The sequence below is a fragment of the Coriobacteriia bacterium genome, from assembly GCA_018368455.1.
Classification (GTDB): Bacteria; Actinomycetota; Coriobacteriia; order Coriobacteriales; family UMGS124; genus JAGZEG01.
In genome coordinates this window covers 67,191-82,678 of sequence record JAGZEG010000014.1, presented here as the reverse complement: position 1 = coordinate 82,678, position 15,488 = coordinate 67,191, and the positions used below count along the sequence as shown (strand labels likewise).

The following is a 15,488-nucleotide window of genomic DNA, read 5'->3' as shown; positions in this document are numbered from 1 at the left end:
CCCGTACCGAACCCGGAAGTTAAGCCCGTGGGCGCCGAGAGTACTGCGGCCGCAGGGCCGCGGGAGGGTAGGGCGCCGCCGGCTCGCGCGAGGCGCTTGCGAGAGGGCCTTTGAAATGAGCATATTGCTCGAGCTGGCGATTTTGGCCATGGGGGCACACCCGGTCCCGTACCGAACCCGGAAGTTAAGCCCATGAGTGCCGAGAGTACTGCGGCCGCAGGGCCGTGGAAGAGTAGGGCGTCGCCAGCTCGTGCAGTATGCTTTTCTTTTACCCGCCGACCTGCTGTGGTTGGCGGGTTTTTTGTTTTTTAATCGCTTTGCGGGTAATATCTCAGTAATAAATACTTAAGAATGACCCAACTTCATAGGTATCGATGTGCCCTTATTTCCACTTTAAACTTTCTTTCAGATTCGTGATGGACTCGGGAGCGGTTCCCGGGTTTTCGTCTGCAGGGAGCGGGCGAATCAGGGAGGAAGGGGTTTGGAAAATGCTCAAGCGTAAGGGTATGGCGTTGGTCTCATCGGCCATTGCGGCCTCTATGATCGCTCTGGCTTGCGGCTCCGTTGTCGCAGTGGCAAGCGATGATTCCAAGGCTGCCGATGTGGCTGCATCACAGTCCTCGAAGGCTTCTTCGACGTTCGAAGGTGCAACGCCTGGCACGACCATCTCGATGAACGAGTGGAAGGTTGCTCACCCTGACGAGTACGCTTCGTTTGCGACGACAGGCTGGGATGTCGATGCCAACAAGCGTGCAGGTCACTACAACATGCTGAGCAACATGCTGCTTCTCGACCACGCCGATCTCTCCTGCGTCTCCTGCAAGACGACGGCGTACAACGATCTCTCGCAGAAGTATGAGGCTGGCACCCCGCTGCGCGACATGGCAGGTGACATTGAGTCGTTCTGGGATTGCACGGTCTGTCACGAGGATCCTGAGTCGCTTGAGCTTCGTGTTGGCCTTGCTTCTTTCAATCCCAAGTGGGAAAAGCTCGCTGCTAACGAGGATGACATTCCTCTTGAGACCCTGTTGTGTGGTCAGTGCCATCGTGCGTATACCGATGGACTTGGCGTTGAGGTCAACCATGGGGAGCGCTTGGTCGAGAAGGGCAAGTTTGACGAGGCCAAGGGCGTTACGACGGCTTCTGCTGGCCATCCCGACATTGAGGTCTTCTATCAGAGCACACACGCCGACCTTGGTCTGACCTGCGTTGACTGTCACATGCCTACCGTCATCAATGAGACGGGCGCTGAGTTCACGAGTCACAATTCCTCCGGGTCTGTGCTCGAGAGCGTAGACGCGCTCGAGACCTGCCTATCGTGCCACAGCGCCCAGGGAGTCGAGGACGCCGCCGGGATGCGCGACTTCGTGCTCCAGGCTCAGAAGGAGCTCTCGGATGCGGGCGCGCAGGCGCAGAGCCGTATCGACGAGCTTGGTGCTCTGCTCGAGGAGGCAACGGCGGCTGGAACTGAGTCTGAGGAGCTTGACCAGGCGCGTGACCTGTACTCGCGTGCGTCTTTCGATCTGAGCTATGTCGGTGGTTCGAAGGCCATTGGTATCAAGGTTGCCCACGACCCCGTTGAGCTTCATGAGCTTGTTGCCGAGGCCGAGGGGCTGGCCCAACAGGGCATCGACCTTCTCGCCTAGCGAACGCTAGCCCATCTTTAGATTGATCTCCTATGGCAGGCGAGCTTGCAGACCGGCAGGCTCGTCTGTCTGCTTTCGGCCCCTTGCGCTACCGAAAGGCATGCGATGCGATGGACGGCGCGTGACATAACCGCTACCCTTTCCCATAATGCGCCACGGTATTCGCACGAAGGGGAGAGGGCCATGAAGGTCATGTTTGCTGACGATGACGCCGATCTGCGTGCCGTCGTTGAGCGGGTCATGGTCGAGGACGGCTATGCGTTTTGCAGTGCTTCGGATGGGGCTGAGGCTCTTAGCCTGTTTGACAAGGAGAGGCCCGACCTCGTTATCCTGGACATTGCCATGCCGGGTGTGGACGGCTTTGAAGTGTGCCAGCGCCTGCGCAAACGTGGCGTTCGCACTCCGGTCATCTTCCTTTCGGCGAAGGGGGACATTGTCGACAAAAGCGTCGGGTTTCGCTCGGGCTGCGACGATTACCTCACAAAGCCATTCAGTCCGCTTGAGCTCTCCCTGCGTGTTGAGGCGCTGCTCAGGCGTAGTGGCGCAGGCGAGGGAGGAGCTGTCGCGACCTTGCCTTGTGAAACTTTGCCCAGGGTTTCTCAGGGGCACATGCACATAGGTGAACTTGAGATCGACTTTGACGGCTATGAGGTGCTCGTAGACGGACGTCCGGCAAAGCTGACGTCCAAGGAGTTCGAGATTGTCGCGCTGCTCGCCTCCTCTGCGGGAAAGGTGTTCACGCGCGAGCAGATTCTCGAGCACATATGGGGCGAGACTGCGGGCATGGACCTGCGGAGCGTTACGGTGTTCGTGCGCAAGATCCGCGAGAAGATCGAGCCTGTCCCCTCCGAGCCCCGGTATCTCCTGACGGTATGGCGCGTGGGCTACAAGTTTGCGACGAGCTGAGGAATCACGGGGGCACATGATGGGCTCTGATGCACAGCAAAGCGCCACCGAAGCTCTTGTTCGACGGACGGTGCGCAAGTTCGCGGTATTCAGTTTCCTCATTATGGCCGTCGTGCTACTGGCCTTCGTCCTTCTGCTCAACGTGTGGTCGCGCACGTATAGCAACGCGCACATCGACGCGCGCTCGCGCTATCAGGTCGAGACGTTCGTCAACGAGCACCGCTCTTCAGATGGGCACACGTACGGGCTGTCGACGTCGTTCATCCCGGTCGTGTATATAGAGCTCGACGACGGCACGTTTCTCAACCTGCACCCGACCGACGACATCCCTCCGGCAGATCTCGCAACGTTGCTGGCGCGCGAGGTGACGCCCGGCGATTCGAGCGTCACGATCGACGGCCGCGTCTACCGCGTCCACTACGAACGAGAAGACGTAGACATACACGAGGGCGACGAGCTCTATCACGCAAGGGGCCTGCTGCTCCTGCGTGACATCTCGACGGAGACGGATCTCAGCGCGACGCTGGGGGAGATGAGCATTATCGCCTACCTTGTCAGCCTTGTGGCGATCGCCCCGATCGGCTACTTCATGGCGCGGCGCTCCGTCGTGCCCCTGCGCGACGCCTGGGAGCGTCAGCGCCAGTTCTCGGCAGACGCGTCGCACAAGCTCAAGACGCCGCTCGCCGTCATCCTTGCCAACGTGGAGATGGTGCTGCGCCATCCCGAGCACCGTGTGGCTGACGAGGCTTCGGCGCTTGAGGCGACGCTCGAGAACGCTGGCAAGATGCGCAACACGCTCGGCGACCTCCTGACGCTGACGCAGGTTGAGGACGGGATAGCCGACCACATGGATACGGTTGTCGACCTGGGAGACGTAGCTGAACAGCTCTATGAGGATCTTGGCCAGCTTGCTGCGAAAAAGGGCGTGCGTCTTGAGATCGGCACGGACCGGGGCGCCCTCGTGCTCGGGGACCAGGATCGTCTCGAGGAGATGACCACCGTGTTCATCGAAAACGCGATCCACTATACGCCGAGCGGGGGAGAAGTCTCTGTCGACTGCCGGCCCGTGGGGAAGCACGTGGTGCTCACGGTCTGCGACACTGGCATGGGCATGGACGCCCAGACTATCGCCCACGTGTTCGACCGCTTCTATCGAGCCGATGAGGCGCGCGACGCAAATCCGCAGGGTACGGGGCTGGGTTTGCCCATCGCGCAGTGGATCGTCGAGCGTCACGGTGGCCGCATCGAGATTGTAAGCAAGCCGGGCGAGGGGACGACTGTGCGTGTTCTGCTGCCGCTGCACACTGCGTAGCGCCGCCTTGTCGTTTTATGGCATCCCTCCCCGGTTCGTTCGAAGGCGAGGGTGCGGGGTATGCTACAGTCCGGAGGATGTACCAGGCCCTCACATTCCGATCGCTTATGAGTAGGGGAGCTGAACATGGCTGAAGAAAAGGTCGCCATCGACAAGGAGAAAGTCGCCCAGATCATCGAGGTCATGGCCGAGGCGCTGCAGGCTGACGGCGGTGACATCGAGCTCATCGGTGTTGATGACGACGGCGTCGTGTCCGTCGAACTTACAGGGGCGTGCGCCGGCTGCTCCATGTCCGACTACGACCTCTCCATGGGTGTCGAGCGCATCCTTAAGGAGCGCGTCCCGGGCATTACGCGCGTTCAGGCCATCTAGCGCTCTCCCAAGGAGGTGCTCCCCATGGTTCTTTCCGACCACTCCATCAAAGAGGAGATCGCTTCCGGGCGTATCGTCATCGATCCCTTTGAGGCGTCGTTTGTCCAACCGTCGAGCGTTGATCTGCGCCTTGGCAGCGATTTTCGCGTGTTCGAGTACTCGCAGCACCCCTTTATTGACCCGCTTGCTCAGGGCATGGACTACACGAAGCACGTCGCCATCGCTGAGGGCGGATCGTTCGTGCTGCACCCGGGCGAGTTCGCCCTGGGTACGACGCTCGAGCGCGTCTCCATTCCCGACAACATCGTCGGGCGTCTCGAAGGCAAGTCGACGCTTGGTCGCCTCGGTCTCATGATTCACTCGACTGCCGGATATGTCGACCCGGGTTGGGACGGCTTCCTCACGCTCGAGCTCGCCAACGTTGCCAATCTGCCCATCCTGCTCTATCCGGGCATGCGCATCGGCCAGATCTCGTTCACGTACATGTCCACGCCTGTCGACGTGCCCTATGGCTCGCCTGAGCTCGGGAGCCACTACCAGGGCCAGGTTGGTGCCACCCCGTCCCGCTTGCTTACGAGAGAGGTGTCGGCATGAGGGATGCTGTAGAGGCGTGCTCCGCTTCCCCAACGGATCGCGAGGCGTCGGTGCGCTGCTGGGAGGTGCGCGGCTGCTCGGGCGTTCGCGGCCTGGCCGACCCTATGATCGAGGAGTGCCCCCACGCTCGCGAGGACTGCTACTCGCCGTGTCCTATCGACTGTGTGTACGCCGCGCGCTGCCCCCGTCCCTGGCACAAGGTGGCAACCTCTGTCGATCTTCTGCTCGACGTGACGGTCGATCGCACGGCTGCGCTCAAGAAGGCGTGCCAGGTCTGCGAACACTTCCTGACGTACGGGCCGCGCGTCGGAGCCGACGGCTCGGTTGCACACGAGCTGCCTGATCGCGCGACGGGCGAGGACGGCCGCGTGACGGTTCACTTCTTCTAGTCTCCGGGGAAGCTGACGGTAGGAAGCTGAGAGGAACCCTCACCGTGCTCAACGATATCTTCCAATCGCTCGATCCCATCGCCTTCACGGTGGGTCCGTTTGCCGTGCGCTGGTATGGGCTTGCCTACCTCGCCGGCTTCTTCTGCGCAGGCCTCGTTCTCTATCTCGTCAGCCGTCACTGGAAGCTCAAGCTGCGTGGCGATGACGTGCTGATGGTCGTCGTCGGTGTGGCCTTTGGCGTCATCGTCGGCGCGCGTCTGTTCTACGTGCTCTTCTATAACCTGCCGTACTACCTTGCGCACCCGGGGCACATCCTCATGTTCGTCGAGGGGGGCATGTCGTTCCACGGTGGGCTCGTGGGCGCACTCGTTGGCGGGTACATCGCCTGCCGGGCGCTGCGGCTGTCGTTCGTGACGATGGCCGACCTCGCCTCCATCGGGGCGCCGCTCGGCCTGTTCTTCGGGCGTCTCGCGAACTTTGTGAACGGGGAGCTGTGGGGTAAGCCGACCGACGTGCCGTGGGCGGTAGCGTTCCCGTCCGGTGGCGGCGTCATGCGACACCCCTCCCAGCTGTACGAGGCGGTTCTCGAGGGGATCGTCATCTTCGTCGTGCTCATCGTGCTGGCGCGGCGCGTCCCGCCGAGGCCACAGGGGACGTTCATCGGGACGTTTCTGACGCTCTACGGCACGTTTCGCTTCCTCATCGAGTTCGTGCGCGTTCCCGACGCCCAGCTCGGATATCTGCTGGGGCCGATCACGATGGGCCAGCTCCTCAGCCTGCCCCTCGTTGCTGCCGGCATCGCCATTCTCGTCGTGGCACACAGACGGGCGCGACCACAGTCGCTGACGCCGACGCCGAGGTAGCCACAGCTTGTGTGGCGGAGTCCCGAAATCCGAGAAAACGTCTCTATACGCGCGCGCTCGGGGCGTTCGTTTTGGTAAAGTGCGTTCGGTATGCTGCGGGGCGCGACGGAGCCGTGCCGAAGAGCAGCAATACGCCGCGTCATCATGAAGGACTCAGTTTCTTAAGGAGCATTGCATGTCCGGACACTCCAAGTGGGCTACCACCAAGCATCGCAAGTTCGCCCAGGATGCGAAGCGCTCGGCCCTGTTCTCGAAGCTCTCGCGCATCATCACCGTTGCCGCGCGCACCGGTGGCGATCCCAACCCCGAGAACAACTTTGCCCTTGCGGCCGCCGTCGAGAAGGCTCGCCTCAACTCGATGCCCAAGGACAAGATCGACGCCGCCATCAAGAAGGCGTCCGGCTCCGGCTCCGATGCCGCGAACTTCTCCGAGGTCACGTACGAGGGCTATGGTCCGGCAGGCGTGGCCGTGTACGTCGATTGCCTGACGGACAACAAGAACCGCACCGCCGCTGACGTTCGCTCCGCGTTCACGCATGCGGGCGGCTCGCTCGGCACGACCGGCTCTGTTGCGTTCCAGTTCGAGCGCAAGGGCGAGATCGTCGTCGAGAAGATCATTAAGTCCGATGACAAGAAGGTCGCCGACCGCGTGAACGCCAACGACGAGGACGAGTTCATGCTCGCCGTCGCCGAGGCCGGTGCCGAGGACTACGAGGACAACGAGGACTCGTGGACGGTCTGGACGGCCTACGACAAGATGCAGGATGTCCAGAAGGGCCTGGAGGCTCAGGGCATCGAGGTCAAGGGCTCCGAGCTCACGATGGTTCCCACGACGCCGACGAGCGTGACGCCCGCCGACGCCAAGAAGGTCATGCGCCTCATCGACCGCCTCGAGGAGCTCGATGACGTGCAGAACGTCTATCACACGATGGACATGACCGACGAGATCGCCGAGGCTCTCGAGGCCGACGAGTAAGGCTGTCTCCACACAGGGGTGCTGCTGACGGGGCGCTGTCCATGGGGGCGGCGCCCCGTTTTCGTTAGAAGACGGGCAAGCTCTCGTGAAGGCGGGCGTTTCGTGCGACAGGCGGGGTACAATGGACTCATGCACGGGTTCATTGTCCGCTTGCTCTGCCAGAGAGCCATGTGGAAAGCGGTGACCTGCTTCGATGTCGGTGCGTCTATGGCCAAAGGAGCTGCTATGAGCACATTCAAGCGCGTGTTCATGATCGCCTATCTCGTCTGCTCGCTTGTCGTCATCGTCCTGTTCACGCTCGCGCTTGTGCTGCCGGGCGGCAGCGCGATGATGTCGTTCCTGCACGGCTGCGCGCCGCTTGCCGTGCTGCTCATCCTCGCTCTGCTCATCGACCTCGTCGGCCTTGTGGCGTACACCGGCGTTGCCCTCGTCGTGTCCATCACGCGCGCGACGGCGCGGTTGCGTGCGACTGAGGCGGGGGAGATCTTCATCGAGAAGAGCGCCCTCGTTTCGACAGCGAGCCGCGCGCTCGAGCAGGTGGGCGACGTGACGCTGCAGGGCCTGGACGTCGACGTCGTCCCGCGCGGCGACTCGGCGCTCATCTACGCGCGCGTCACGGTCACGCCGCTGGGCACCGGTTCGCTCATGGCGCTGGCAAGTCGCATCCAGGACATCACAAAGCGCGCGCTCGAGGCGTTTACGGAGCACGAGGTACGCTACGTGTCCGTGAACTTCGTCGAACCGCGCCGCCACGGGGAGGCGATGAGCGCTGGTTCCGAGGCATATGAGCCCGTTTCTGTCGCGGCTTCGCCCGTTGCCGCACAGGCCGCTGCCCCCGAGACGCCTGCTACTCCGCGCGCCGACGTCAGCGAGCCGGCCGTTCCGGCAGATAGCGACACATGGCAGCCGGCGACAGAGCCTGCGTCTACGGCCGCGGCCGAGAAGAAGCCGTCGCTGTGGGATCGCGCTCGGGCGAAGGCCTCGGGGCTGCGCAGCCGCCTCGACGCGGAGGACGTTGTGGAGACGAGGGCCGAGGTCGTGCCCGACGCTCCCGCCGATCCGGTGGATGTCGAGCCGCACGGTACCGACGAGCCGGACAAGGCGACGTGGGTGTTCTCGGGCGACACGGCGCGCGATGACGATCGCGTGAACTGCGGCGCCGATGAGCCCTCCACGGATGAGACTCCCTCGTCTGGCAAGGGCGCGACGCTCTAGTATCATACGCACGAACGGAGCGCGGTGCGGGCGCGTCTGCCCCGCCGAGCCATGCGACCGGCCCGCGCGCAGAGCGTGAGGCCGGCCTTTTTCGACCGCAGCTGACCGGGCACCGCTGAGAAGGGGCCCATGCGAAGGGAGCCGCTGCCATGGCGGACAACGAGCTGATGAACGGCCGCAACGAGGACGTGACGAACGACATAGAGCCCCTCGGCGACAAGGGCGACGACACGAGCACGCTCGCCATCGACTCCGACGTCGTCGAGAAGATCGTTGCCATCACCTGCCGCTCCGTCGACGGCATCCTGCAGATGAAGGGCAACTTCCTGACATCCATCCAGGAGGGCTTCGGCGGTACGGACATCACGAAGGGCGTGCAGGTCGAGATGGTGGGCGACGACGCCTGCACCGTCAACGTTTCCATCATCATGGAGTACGGTAAGTCGGCCAAGAAGATCTTCTCCGAGCTGCACGACCGCATCACGGAGAAGATCACCGACATGACGGGCCTGCGCGTGAACGCAGTCAACGTGCGCGTTGTCAACGTCATGACGCGCGAGGAGCTTGATGGCGGCCGTCGTCCCGACAAGAAGACGAAGGACCGCGACCGCGCTGAGAAGGGGAAGGACGGCGACGACGAGGCGACTCTCGCCGACGTTCCGACGGCCGAACTCGTCGAGCGCTTCGACGACCTACAGCGTGGCGTCTTCTCCTATCAGTACGCCCAGCAGGTCATCTCCTACGACGGCGAGACCGTCGGGCCGGAAAAGGGCGTCGCCGCCCGCAGCGAGGCCATCGGAGAACTTGCCGGCAGAGAGCACGAGGCAGCGTTCGGTCCGCAGGCTGTCGCCCTCGTGGGCGAGCTGGCGCGTCGTTCCGACGAGCTCGACGAGCTGCACAGCGCCGAGCTGCGTGTCTACCGCCGCGACGTCGACGAGATGGGGCGCATCCCGGCTCAGGAGTGCGCGGCGTTCTCTAAGCTGACGACTGAGGCCGTTGACGTGTGGAAGCGCGCCAAGGCAGCGAGCGACTACTCCCTGTTCGAGCCCTACGTCGAGCGCATCGTCGACTCGCTCAAGCGCCAGGCGGCTTACCTCGATTCGGATCGCGACCCGTACGATGTGTGGCTTGACCAGTACGAGCGCGGTATGGACCGTGCGGCAGTCGAGTCGTTCTTCGCGCAGGTGCAGGCCGGTATCGTGCCCGTCGTCGAGGCTATCCAGGCCAAGGGCTGGCAACCGGACGATAGCTTCCTGCACCGTCCCGTCCCGCTGGACCAGCAGCGAGAGCTGTGCCAGCGCATCGCGCCGATGATGGGGCTCGACACCGACGCCCTGGCTATGGGCGAGACGGAGCACCCGTTCACGGACGGCTTCTCCCACGGTGACGTGCGCATCGCGAACCACTTCTTCGAGAACAACGTGGCGTCGGCCGTGTTCTCCATGATCCACGAGGGCGGCCACGCCCTGTACGAGCAGGGTATCGACCCCGCGTATGACTACACGTGCCTGCGCGGCGGTGTGTCCATGGGCGTGCACGAGAGCCAGTCGCGCTTCATGGAGAACGTCGTGGCACGTTCCGAAGCGTTCTGCGCGGCGCTGCTGCCCGTCATGCAGCAGTGTTGCCCGGGTACGTTTGACGACGTGGACGCGCATGCCCTGTACGAGGCCGTCTGCCGCAGCGAGTGCTCGCTCATCCGCACGGAGGCCGACGAGCTCACGTACCCGCTGCACATTCTTGTGCGCTTCGAGGTCGAGAAGGCCCTGTTCGACGGCACGTGCACGGCGCACGACGCGCCGGCGCTGTGGAACGAGCTCATGAAGCGCTATCTGGGCGTTGACGTGCCCGACGACGCGCACGGCATCCTGCAGGACACGCACTGGTCGGGCGGCTCGTTCGCCTACTTCCCGTCCTATGCCATCGGCAGCGCCTACGCCGCCCAGCTCATGGACGTCATGCGCACGCAGGTCGACGTCGATGCCGCAGAGGCCGCCGGTGACCTGCGTCCCATCAATGCCTGGCTGCGCGAGCGCATTTGGCGCCACGGCAGCGCCAAGGACCCTGCGGAGCTCATCGAGGCCGCGTGCGGAGCGCCGTTCGACGCGTCTCACTACGTGGACTATCTCGTGAACAAGTATCAGGCGGTGTACGGCCTGTGAGCGTAAGGACGGGCACTGCGCGCGTCGTCGCGCTCGCCTGCGCCGGCGCGATGCGCGCCTTGGGCCGCAGCGCCACGACGCTGCCCGGGCGCGTGGCGCTCGGGCTCGACCCGCACCTCATCGCGGGGCTCGCGCCCAAGCTGGGCAAGGGCTCCATCGTTGTGTGCGGCACGAACGGCAAGACGACGACGAACAACGTGCTGGCCCAGGCCGTCGAGGCGAGCGGCGCTAGCGTGCTGTGCAACCGCGCCGGCGCGAACATGGAGTCGGGCGTCGCCACGGCACTCTTGCCGGGCAGCTCGGCGGACTGGGGCGTGTTCGAAAACGACGAGCTTTCAACAGTGCGCATCGTCCCCGAGCTGAAGCCGCGCTACCTTGTGCTGCTCAACCTGTTCCGTGATCAGCTTGATCGCTGCGGCGAGCTCGACCGAGTGCAGGACGTCATCGTACGAGCTCTTGCGGGCTCGCCCCAGACGACGCTGATCTACAACGGCGACGATCCGCTGTGCGAGGGCGTCGCGTCGCGCGCCCGCGCCGCCGGGTCGACGACACTGGCGTTCGGCATCGACGAGGACCTGCATCTTCCGTCCGACCGCGTGACGGGCGGGGCGTTCTGCCAGGTGTGTGGCGCGCCGTTGCGCTACGCCTATCGAGCCTACGGCCACCTCGGCGCCTATGCGTGCACGAGTGGGACGTGCGGCTTCGGCCGTCCCCACCTCGACTTCCGTGCGACGAGCGTGCAGGTGAGCGAGGACGGCGTCTCGTTTGACGCCTGTGGCCCCGACGGAGCACCCGTGCGCCTCACGGCGCGCTGGGGTGGCACTTATATGGTGTACAACTTGCTGGCTGCCTGGGCCGCTGCCCGCCTCGCTGGCGTGAGCGATGCGCAGTTCCAGGGCGTGCTCGACACGTACCACCCCGAGAACGGTCGCCTGCAACGTTTTGACGTCAACGGGCGGCGCGTGACGCTCAATCTGGCCAAGAACCCGACGGGCTTCAACCAGAACATGGCGCTGCTGCTGGCGGACGATGCGCCCAAGGCCGTCTACGTGTGCATCAACGACAACTACAACGACGGCAAGGACGTGTCGTGGCTGTGGGACGTCGACTTCGAGCGCATGGCGCAGGCTCGACCGCTGCGCGTGTTCGTGGGCGGGCACCGCGCCAACGACATGCAGGTACGCCTCAAGTATGCCGATGTGCATGCTGAGCTGGCAGATACGGTCGCCGAGGTCATTGCCGCGACGGAGGACCTGCCGTCGGACGTGCGCCTCTACGTGCTGACGAACTACTCGGCGCTGTGGCCCGCCAAGGCCGAGCTCGAAGGAATGGGGGAGAGCCTGTGAGCGCGCAGACGCTGAGGGGCGGTGCCGTCGACGCGGGACTGCCGCGCACGACGCTGCGCATCGCGCACCTCTTCCCGGAGCTGCTCAACCTGTATGGCGACGGCGGCAACATCATCACGCTGCGCAAGCGCTGCGTCTGGCGCGGCATTGACGTCGAGGTGCTGCCCGTGCACTTCGGTGAGCGCCCGTCGTTCGCCAACGTCGACATCGCGTTCATCGGCGGCGGCAGCGACCGCGAGCAGAAGATCGTGTGCGACCAGCTGCACGCCGTGGGCGACGAGCTGCGCTCCTACGTGGCCGACGACGGCGTGCTGCTTGCGGTGTGCGGCGGCTACCAGCTGCTCGGCCACAGCTACCTCATGGGCGACGAGAAGGTCGAGGGGCTCTCTCTCGTCGACCTCTACACGGACCGCGGGACGCCCCGCCTCATCGGCAACGTCATGATCGAGAGCGAGCTGCAGGACCGTCCCATCGTGGGCTACGAGAACCATGGCGGGCGCACGCACCTGGGCGCCGGCGTGCAGCCGCTCGGGCGCGTGCTCAAGGGCTTCGGCAACGACGGGGCGTCCGGGCAGGAGGGCTGCCTGTGGCGCAACGTCGTGGGCACGTACATCCACGGCCCGCTGCTGCCCAAGAACCCCGGCGTGGCGGACTGGCTCATCGCGCGCGCCCTTGAACGTCGCCTGGGCACGGCCGTGACGCTGCCGACGCTCGACGACGCGGCCGAGCTCGCGGCAAATGACGTCATGTGCGAGCGCCTGCGCAGGAACGAGGCATAGCGTGGCGGCCGAGCATGTGGGCGTCCTCGACTGGCCCGACGCTTATGCGCACTGCGAGCTGTGTCCCCGTCGCTGCGGCGTCGACAGGCTGGCGGGCCAGCTCGGCCGCTGCCGTGCCGACGCCCAGGTGTACGTCGCGCGTGCTGCCCTGCACTTCTGGGAGGAGCCCCCGCTGTCCGGGGAGCGCGGATCGGGCGCCATCTTCTTCTCGCACTGCCCGTTGGGCTGCGTCTTCTGCCAGAACGGCTCCATATCTGCGGGAGGCTTCGGCCTGTCGGTGAGTGTGGGGCGCCTGGCGCAGATGATGCTCGAGCTGCAGGGGCAGGGCGCGCACAACATCAACCTCGTGACGGCGACGCACTACGCGCCGCAGGTTCGCGTCGCCGTGCTGCAGGCGCGCGCCGCCGGTCTGAAGCTGCCTGTCGTCTACAACACGGCAGGTTACGAGCTGCCGCATGTCGTCGACGCCCTTGCCGACGTCGTGAACGTCTGGCTGCCCGATCTTAAGTACGCCTCTTCCGGCTTGGCTCGCAGCCTCTCGCTCGCGCCCGATTACCCTGCCGTGGCCCTCGACGCCATCGAGCGCATGGTCGAGCACGTCGAGGCGGCGGGAGGACGGCTTGTTGATGACGACGGCATCATGGAGCGGGGCGTCATCGTGCGGCACCTCGTGCTGCCTGGCCACGCCGACGACTCGTGCGCCGTGCTCGACGCCCTGTGGGCGCGCCTGGGCAACCGCGTCGACCTGTCCGTCATGAACCAGTACACGCCGCAGTGCGGCCCCCAGGGCGTCGCGGGCCACCCCGAGCTCGGCCGTCCCGTGAGCGATGACGAGTACGAGGCCGTGCTCGACCATGCCGACGAGCTGGGCTTCGAGACGATGTGGTGGCAGCAGGGCGGTACGGTGTCCGAGAGCTTCGTGCCGGAGTTCGACGCGACGGGCGTCGCCGGTCCCGAGCTGGGGGAGGGCCAGGGGGCCGAAAGCGGTGAGCGCCATGGCGCGTAGCACGGGCCACACGGCGGTCGTGCTGGCGGCAGTAGTGCTTGCCTGCCTGTTGCTGACGTGCGCCGTTCTCGCGGGGCCTCTCTGCGCCGCGACGGCGAGCGCGTCAGAGGCGAGCGGCCCCGATGACAGTGACGCGCCGTCCGAGCTCGCGGTCGCCCTCGACGACATCATGGCGGAGCGGGGGGACGACGCCCCCGCAACCGTCATCGTGGCGGACGCGGGCGGCGTTGTGGAGCAACGGCTGTACGGCACGACGGACGGTGCGACGCCCACGACAGGCGACGCCGTGTTCTCGTGGGGCCACGTCTCAGACGAGCTCGTGTGGGTCGCTGTCATGCAGCTTGTCGAGCAGGGGGAACTGCGCCTGGAAGACGCCGTCTCCTCGCGCCTGCCCGACGGCGTGACGCTGCCGCAGGGCTATGGATCGCTGACTCTGCTCGACCTCATGAACCACGCGACGGGCCTCAACGTGAGCCCAGCCATGGGCACGACAGAGGCCGAGGACATCGGCTCGTCGTCCATCGCCGCGCTGCTCGCGGGCTTCGACGTGCAGGGGGCGTTCGACATCGGCGAGCTTGTCGCATACTCGCCGTACAACGTGGCGCTCGCCGCTGCGGCTGTCGAGCAGGCGAGCGGCGAGGACATCTGCTCATACGTGCAGGAGCACATATTCGACGTGCTGGAGCTCAGCGACACCGCCGTCAAGGCGGGCGGTCGTCCCTCGCGCATGGCACGCTCGGCGGACGCACGCACCGCTGCGCTGGGCAGCCGCCTCGTGTCGACACCCGACCTCCTCGAGGAGTCGCTCGTCGGCGTCACGGGGCGGCCGGCACTGACGTGCCTGGGCACGGCTGACGACCTTGCCCGCTTCGAGCTTGCGCTGCTGGGGGGCGATGGCGCCTCTGCGCTGTTCGAGGACCCTGCGACGGGCGCGGAGCTCCTGTCCGTGACGCGCACCTATCCGAGCAGCGGCGTCGAGCGCATCGCGCACGGCCTGTTCGCTCTGCCCGGCGCTCCGGGCGTGTACGGTATCGCCGGCAGCTCGTCGGGTTACACGTCCGTCGCGTTTGTCGAGCCGGCGAGTGGCGTTGCCGTCGTCGTGCTGGCAGCACGCTCCTCCGTGCAGGATGAGGCGCTGACGGCCGTGCGGCGTGCGTTTGGCGTCGGCGACGGGCTCGAGGCGAACGTCCCTGCCTCTGACGGCGACGCTGCCGAGGGGGAGGAGCGCGACCTGTCGGCATGGAGCGGCATCTACGAGGTCGCGAGCCATCCCGCCCACGGCATCACGAAGATCCTGAGCGTCTTTCAGCGCACGCTCGTCGACGCGCGCTCTGATGGGACGGTTTTCATCAACCTCGAGGACACCGACGCACTGGGCTCCGGCGTTGTCGCTCGCGATGGCGGGACGGACGCGTGGAACGCCCTGTACCGCTTCTACGTAGGCGTCGCGAGCGGCCGCGAGTTTTCCCAGGTGACAAGCGACGCGTACGCGCTGCCGCTCTCGACGCTGACGCTCGAGGTCACGCTGCTTGTCGGTGGTGCCGTCGCCTTGCTCGTGTGCGGGGGGTACGCCACGATCGCCCTTGCGGGCGCCGTGCGGGCGCGCATGCGGGGCCGGCGCAACGTGACGCAGGTCGTGTGCGTCGTTCTCTCCCTCATGACGTCGGCGGCGGCCATCTGGGTGCTCACGATCCTTCTCGGCCCCGGTGCGGAGCGCGTGCTGCTGTCGCTCGTCGTGACGCGCGTGCTGAGCCTCGTGTACGTCGTCGTGGCGCTCGCGCTGCTGCTGTGGCTCGTCGTGACGCGCTGGCGAGGGACGTTCCGCGAGCCGCGGCGCCTGCTGGGCTGCGCCCTCGTCGGCGCGTCCAGCGTCGTCATGGTGCTCAACTTCGTGTATTGGGAGATGCTGCCATAGACGACGGGCC

At 65.3% G+C, this 15,488-nt stretch carries 14 protein-coding genes and 1 rRNA gene; all 15 read left to right on the top strand.

Going from position 1 to position 15,488, the window contains the following annotated elements:
* The first annotated feature begins 132 nt into the window (after positions 1-132).
* The 15 genes from rrf (at position 133) to KHZ24_09615 (ending at position 15,478) form a co-directional block, all read left to right on the top strand.
* Positions 133-249, top strand: a 5S ribosomal RNA gene (gene rrf / locus KHZ24_09685).
* Positions 250-488: 239 nt separating this feature from the next.
* A complete protein-coding gene (locus KHZ24_09680; protein MBS5451458.1) occupies positions 489-1,646 on the top strand; it encodes an ammonia-forming cytochrome c nitrite reductase subunit c552 in 1,158 nt (385 codons plus the stop codon).
* A 183-nt stretch (positions 1,647-1,829) separates the two neighbouring features.
* A complete protein-coding gene (locus tag KHZ24_09675; protein MBS5451457.1) occupies positions 1,830-2,552 on the top strand; it encodes a response regulator transcription factor in 723 nt (240 codons plus the stop codon).
* 16 nt (positions 2,553-2,568) lie between these two features.
* Positions 2,569-3,864, top strand: coding sequence for a hypothetical protein (locus tag KHZ24_09670; GenBank protein ID MBS5451456.1), 1,296 nt, complete (start codon positions 2,569-2,571; stop codon positions 3,862-3,864).
* 126 nt (positions 3,865-3,990) lie between these two features.
* A complete protein-coding gene (locus tag KHZ24_09665; protein ID MBS5451455.1) occupies positions 3,991-4,236 on the top strand; it encodes a NifU family protein in 246 nt (81 codons plus the stop codon).
* Between the two features lie 24 nt (positions 4,237-4,260).
* The gene (locus tag KHZ24_09660; GenBank protein ID MBS5451454.1) at positions 4,261-4,830 is read left to right on the top strand and encodes a dCTP deaminase; all 570 of its coding nucleotides are present in this window, start codon (positions 4,261-4,263) and stop codon (positions 4,828-4,830) included.
* Positions 4,827-5,219 (top strand): hypothetical protein, encoded by a 393-nt coding sequence (locus KHZ24_09655; GenBank protein MBS5451453.1) that lies wholly within the window; start codon positions 4,827-4,829, stop codon positions 5,217-5,219. The genes KHZ24_09660 and KHZ24_09655 overlap by 4 nt, the downstream gene beginning before the upstream one ends.
* 44 nt (positions 5,220-5,263) lie before the next feature.
* Positions 5,264-6,082: a prolipoprotein diacylglyceryl transferase gene (locus KHZ24_09650; protein MBS5451452.1), complete on the top strand. Its 819-nt coding sequence runs from the start codon at positions 5,264-5,266 to the stop codon at positions 6,080-6,082.
* A 175-nt stretch (positions 6,083-6,257) separates the two neighbouring features.
* On the top strand, positions 6,258-7,058 hold the full coding sequence (locus KHZ24_09645) for a YebC/PmpR family DNA-binding transcriptional regulator (GenBank protein ID MBS5451451.1): 801 nt from the start codon (positions 6,258-6,260) through the stop codon (positions 7,056-7,058).
* 225 nt (positions 7,059-7,283) lie between these two features.
* Complete coding sequence (locus KHZ24_09640) at positions 7,284-8,273, top strand: hypothetical protein (protein ID MBS5451450.1); 990 nt, start codon at positions 7,284-7,286, stop codon at positions 8,271-8,273.
* Between the two features lie 149 nt (positions 8,274-8,422).
* A complete protein-coding gene (locus KHZ24_09635) occupies positions 8,423-10,432 on the top strand; it encodes an Asp23/Gls24 family envelope stress response protein (protein MBS5451449.1) in 2,010 nt (669 codons plus the stop codon).
* A gap of 50 nt (positions 10,433-10,482) precedes the next feature.
* A complete protein-coding gene (locus KHZ24_09630) occupies positions 10,483-11,778 on the top strand; it encodes a DUF1727 domain-containing protein (protein MBS5451448.1) in 1,296 nt (431 codons plus the stop codon).
* Positions 11,779-11,816: 38 nt separating this feature from the next.
* Positions 11,817-12,557 carry a glutamine amidotransferase gene (locus tag KHZ24_09625; protein MBS5451447.1) on the top strand — a complete coding sequence of 247 codons (741 nt, stop codon included), beginning with the start codon at positions 11,817-11,819 and terminating at the stop codon, positions 12,555-12,557.
* Complete coding sequence (locus KHZ24_09620; GenBank protein MBS5451446.1) at positions 12,517-13,563, top strand: radical SAM protein; 1,047 nt, start codon at positions 12,517-12,519, stop codon at positions 13,561-13,563. The genes KHZ24_09625 and KHZ24_09620 overlap by 41 nt, the downstream gene beginning before the upstream one ends.
* Positions 13,553-15,478, top strand: a complete 1,926-nt coding sequence (locus KHZ24_09615) for a beta-lactamase family protein (protein MBS5451445.1) — start codon at positions 13,553-13,555, stop codon at positions 15,476-15,478. Before KHZ24_09620 ends, KHZ24_09615 begins: the two co-directional genes overlap by 11 nt.
* Positions 15,479-15,488 lie beyond the last annotated feature (10 nt).

What these genes read in the sequence shown, in the direction of transcription:
- KHZ24_09680 (MBS5451458.1), top strand. Translation starts at nt 489, where the DNA reads ATGCTCAAGCGTAAGGGTATGGCGTTGGTCTCATCGGCCATTGCGGCC.
- KHZ24_09675 (MBS5451457.1), top strand. Translation starts at nt 1,830, where the DNA reads ATGAAGGTCATGTTTGCTGACGATGACGCCGATCTGCGTGCCGTCGTT.
- KHZ24_09670 (MBS5451456.1), top strand. Translation starts at nt 2,569, where the DNA reads ATGATGGGCTCTGATGCACAGCAAAGCGCCACCGAAGCTCTTGTTCGA.
- KHZ24_09665 (MBS5451455.1), top strand. Translation starts at nt 3,991, where the DNA reads ATGGCTGAAGAAAAGGTCGCCATCGACAAGGAGAAAGTCGCCCAGATC.
- KHZ24_09660 (MBS5451454.1), top strand. Translation starts at nt 4,261, where the DNA reads ATGGTTCTTTCCGACCACTCCATCAAAGAGGAGATCGCTTCCGGGCGT.
- KHZ24_09655 (MBS5451453.1), top strand. Translation starts at nt 4,827, where the DNA reads ATGAGGGATGCTGTAGAGGCGTGCTCCGCTTCCCCAACGGATCGCGAG.
- KHZ24_09645 (MBS5451451.1), top strand. Translation starts at nt 6,258, where the DNA reads ATGTCCGGACACTCCAAGTGGGCTACCACCAAGCATCGCAAGTTCGCC.
- KHZ24_09640 (MBS5451450.1), top strand. Translation starts at nt 7,284, where the DNA reads ATGAGCACATTCAAGCGCGTGTTCATGATCGCCTATCTCGTCTGCTCG.
- KHZ24_09635 (MBS5451449.1), top strand. Translation starts at nt 8,423, where the DNA reads ATGGCGGACAACGAGCTGATGAACGGCCGCAACGAGGACGTGACGAAC.
- KHZ24_09630 (MBS5451448.1), top strand. Translation starts at nt 10,483, where the DNA reads ATGCGCGCCTTGGGCCGCAGCGCCACGACGCTGCCCGGGCGCGTGGCG.
- KHZ24_09620 (MBS5451446.1), top strand. Translation starts at nt 12,517, where the DNA reads ATGACGTCATGTGCGAGCGCCTGCGCAGGAACGAGGCATAGCGTGGCG.
- KHZ24_09615 (MBS5451445.1), top strand. Translation starts at nt 13,553, where the DNA reads ATGGCGCGTAGCACGGGCCACACGGCGGTCGTGCTGGCGGCAGTAGTG.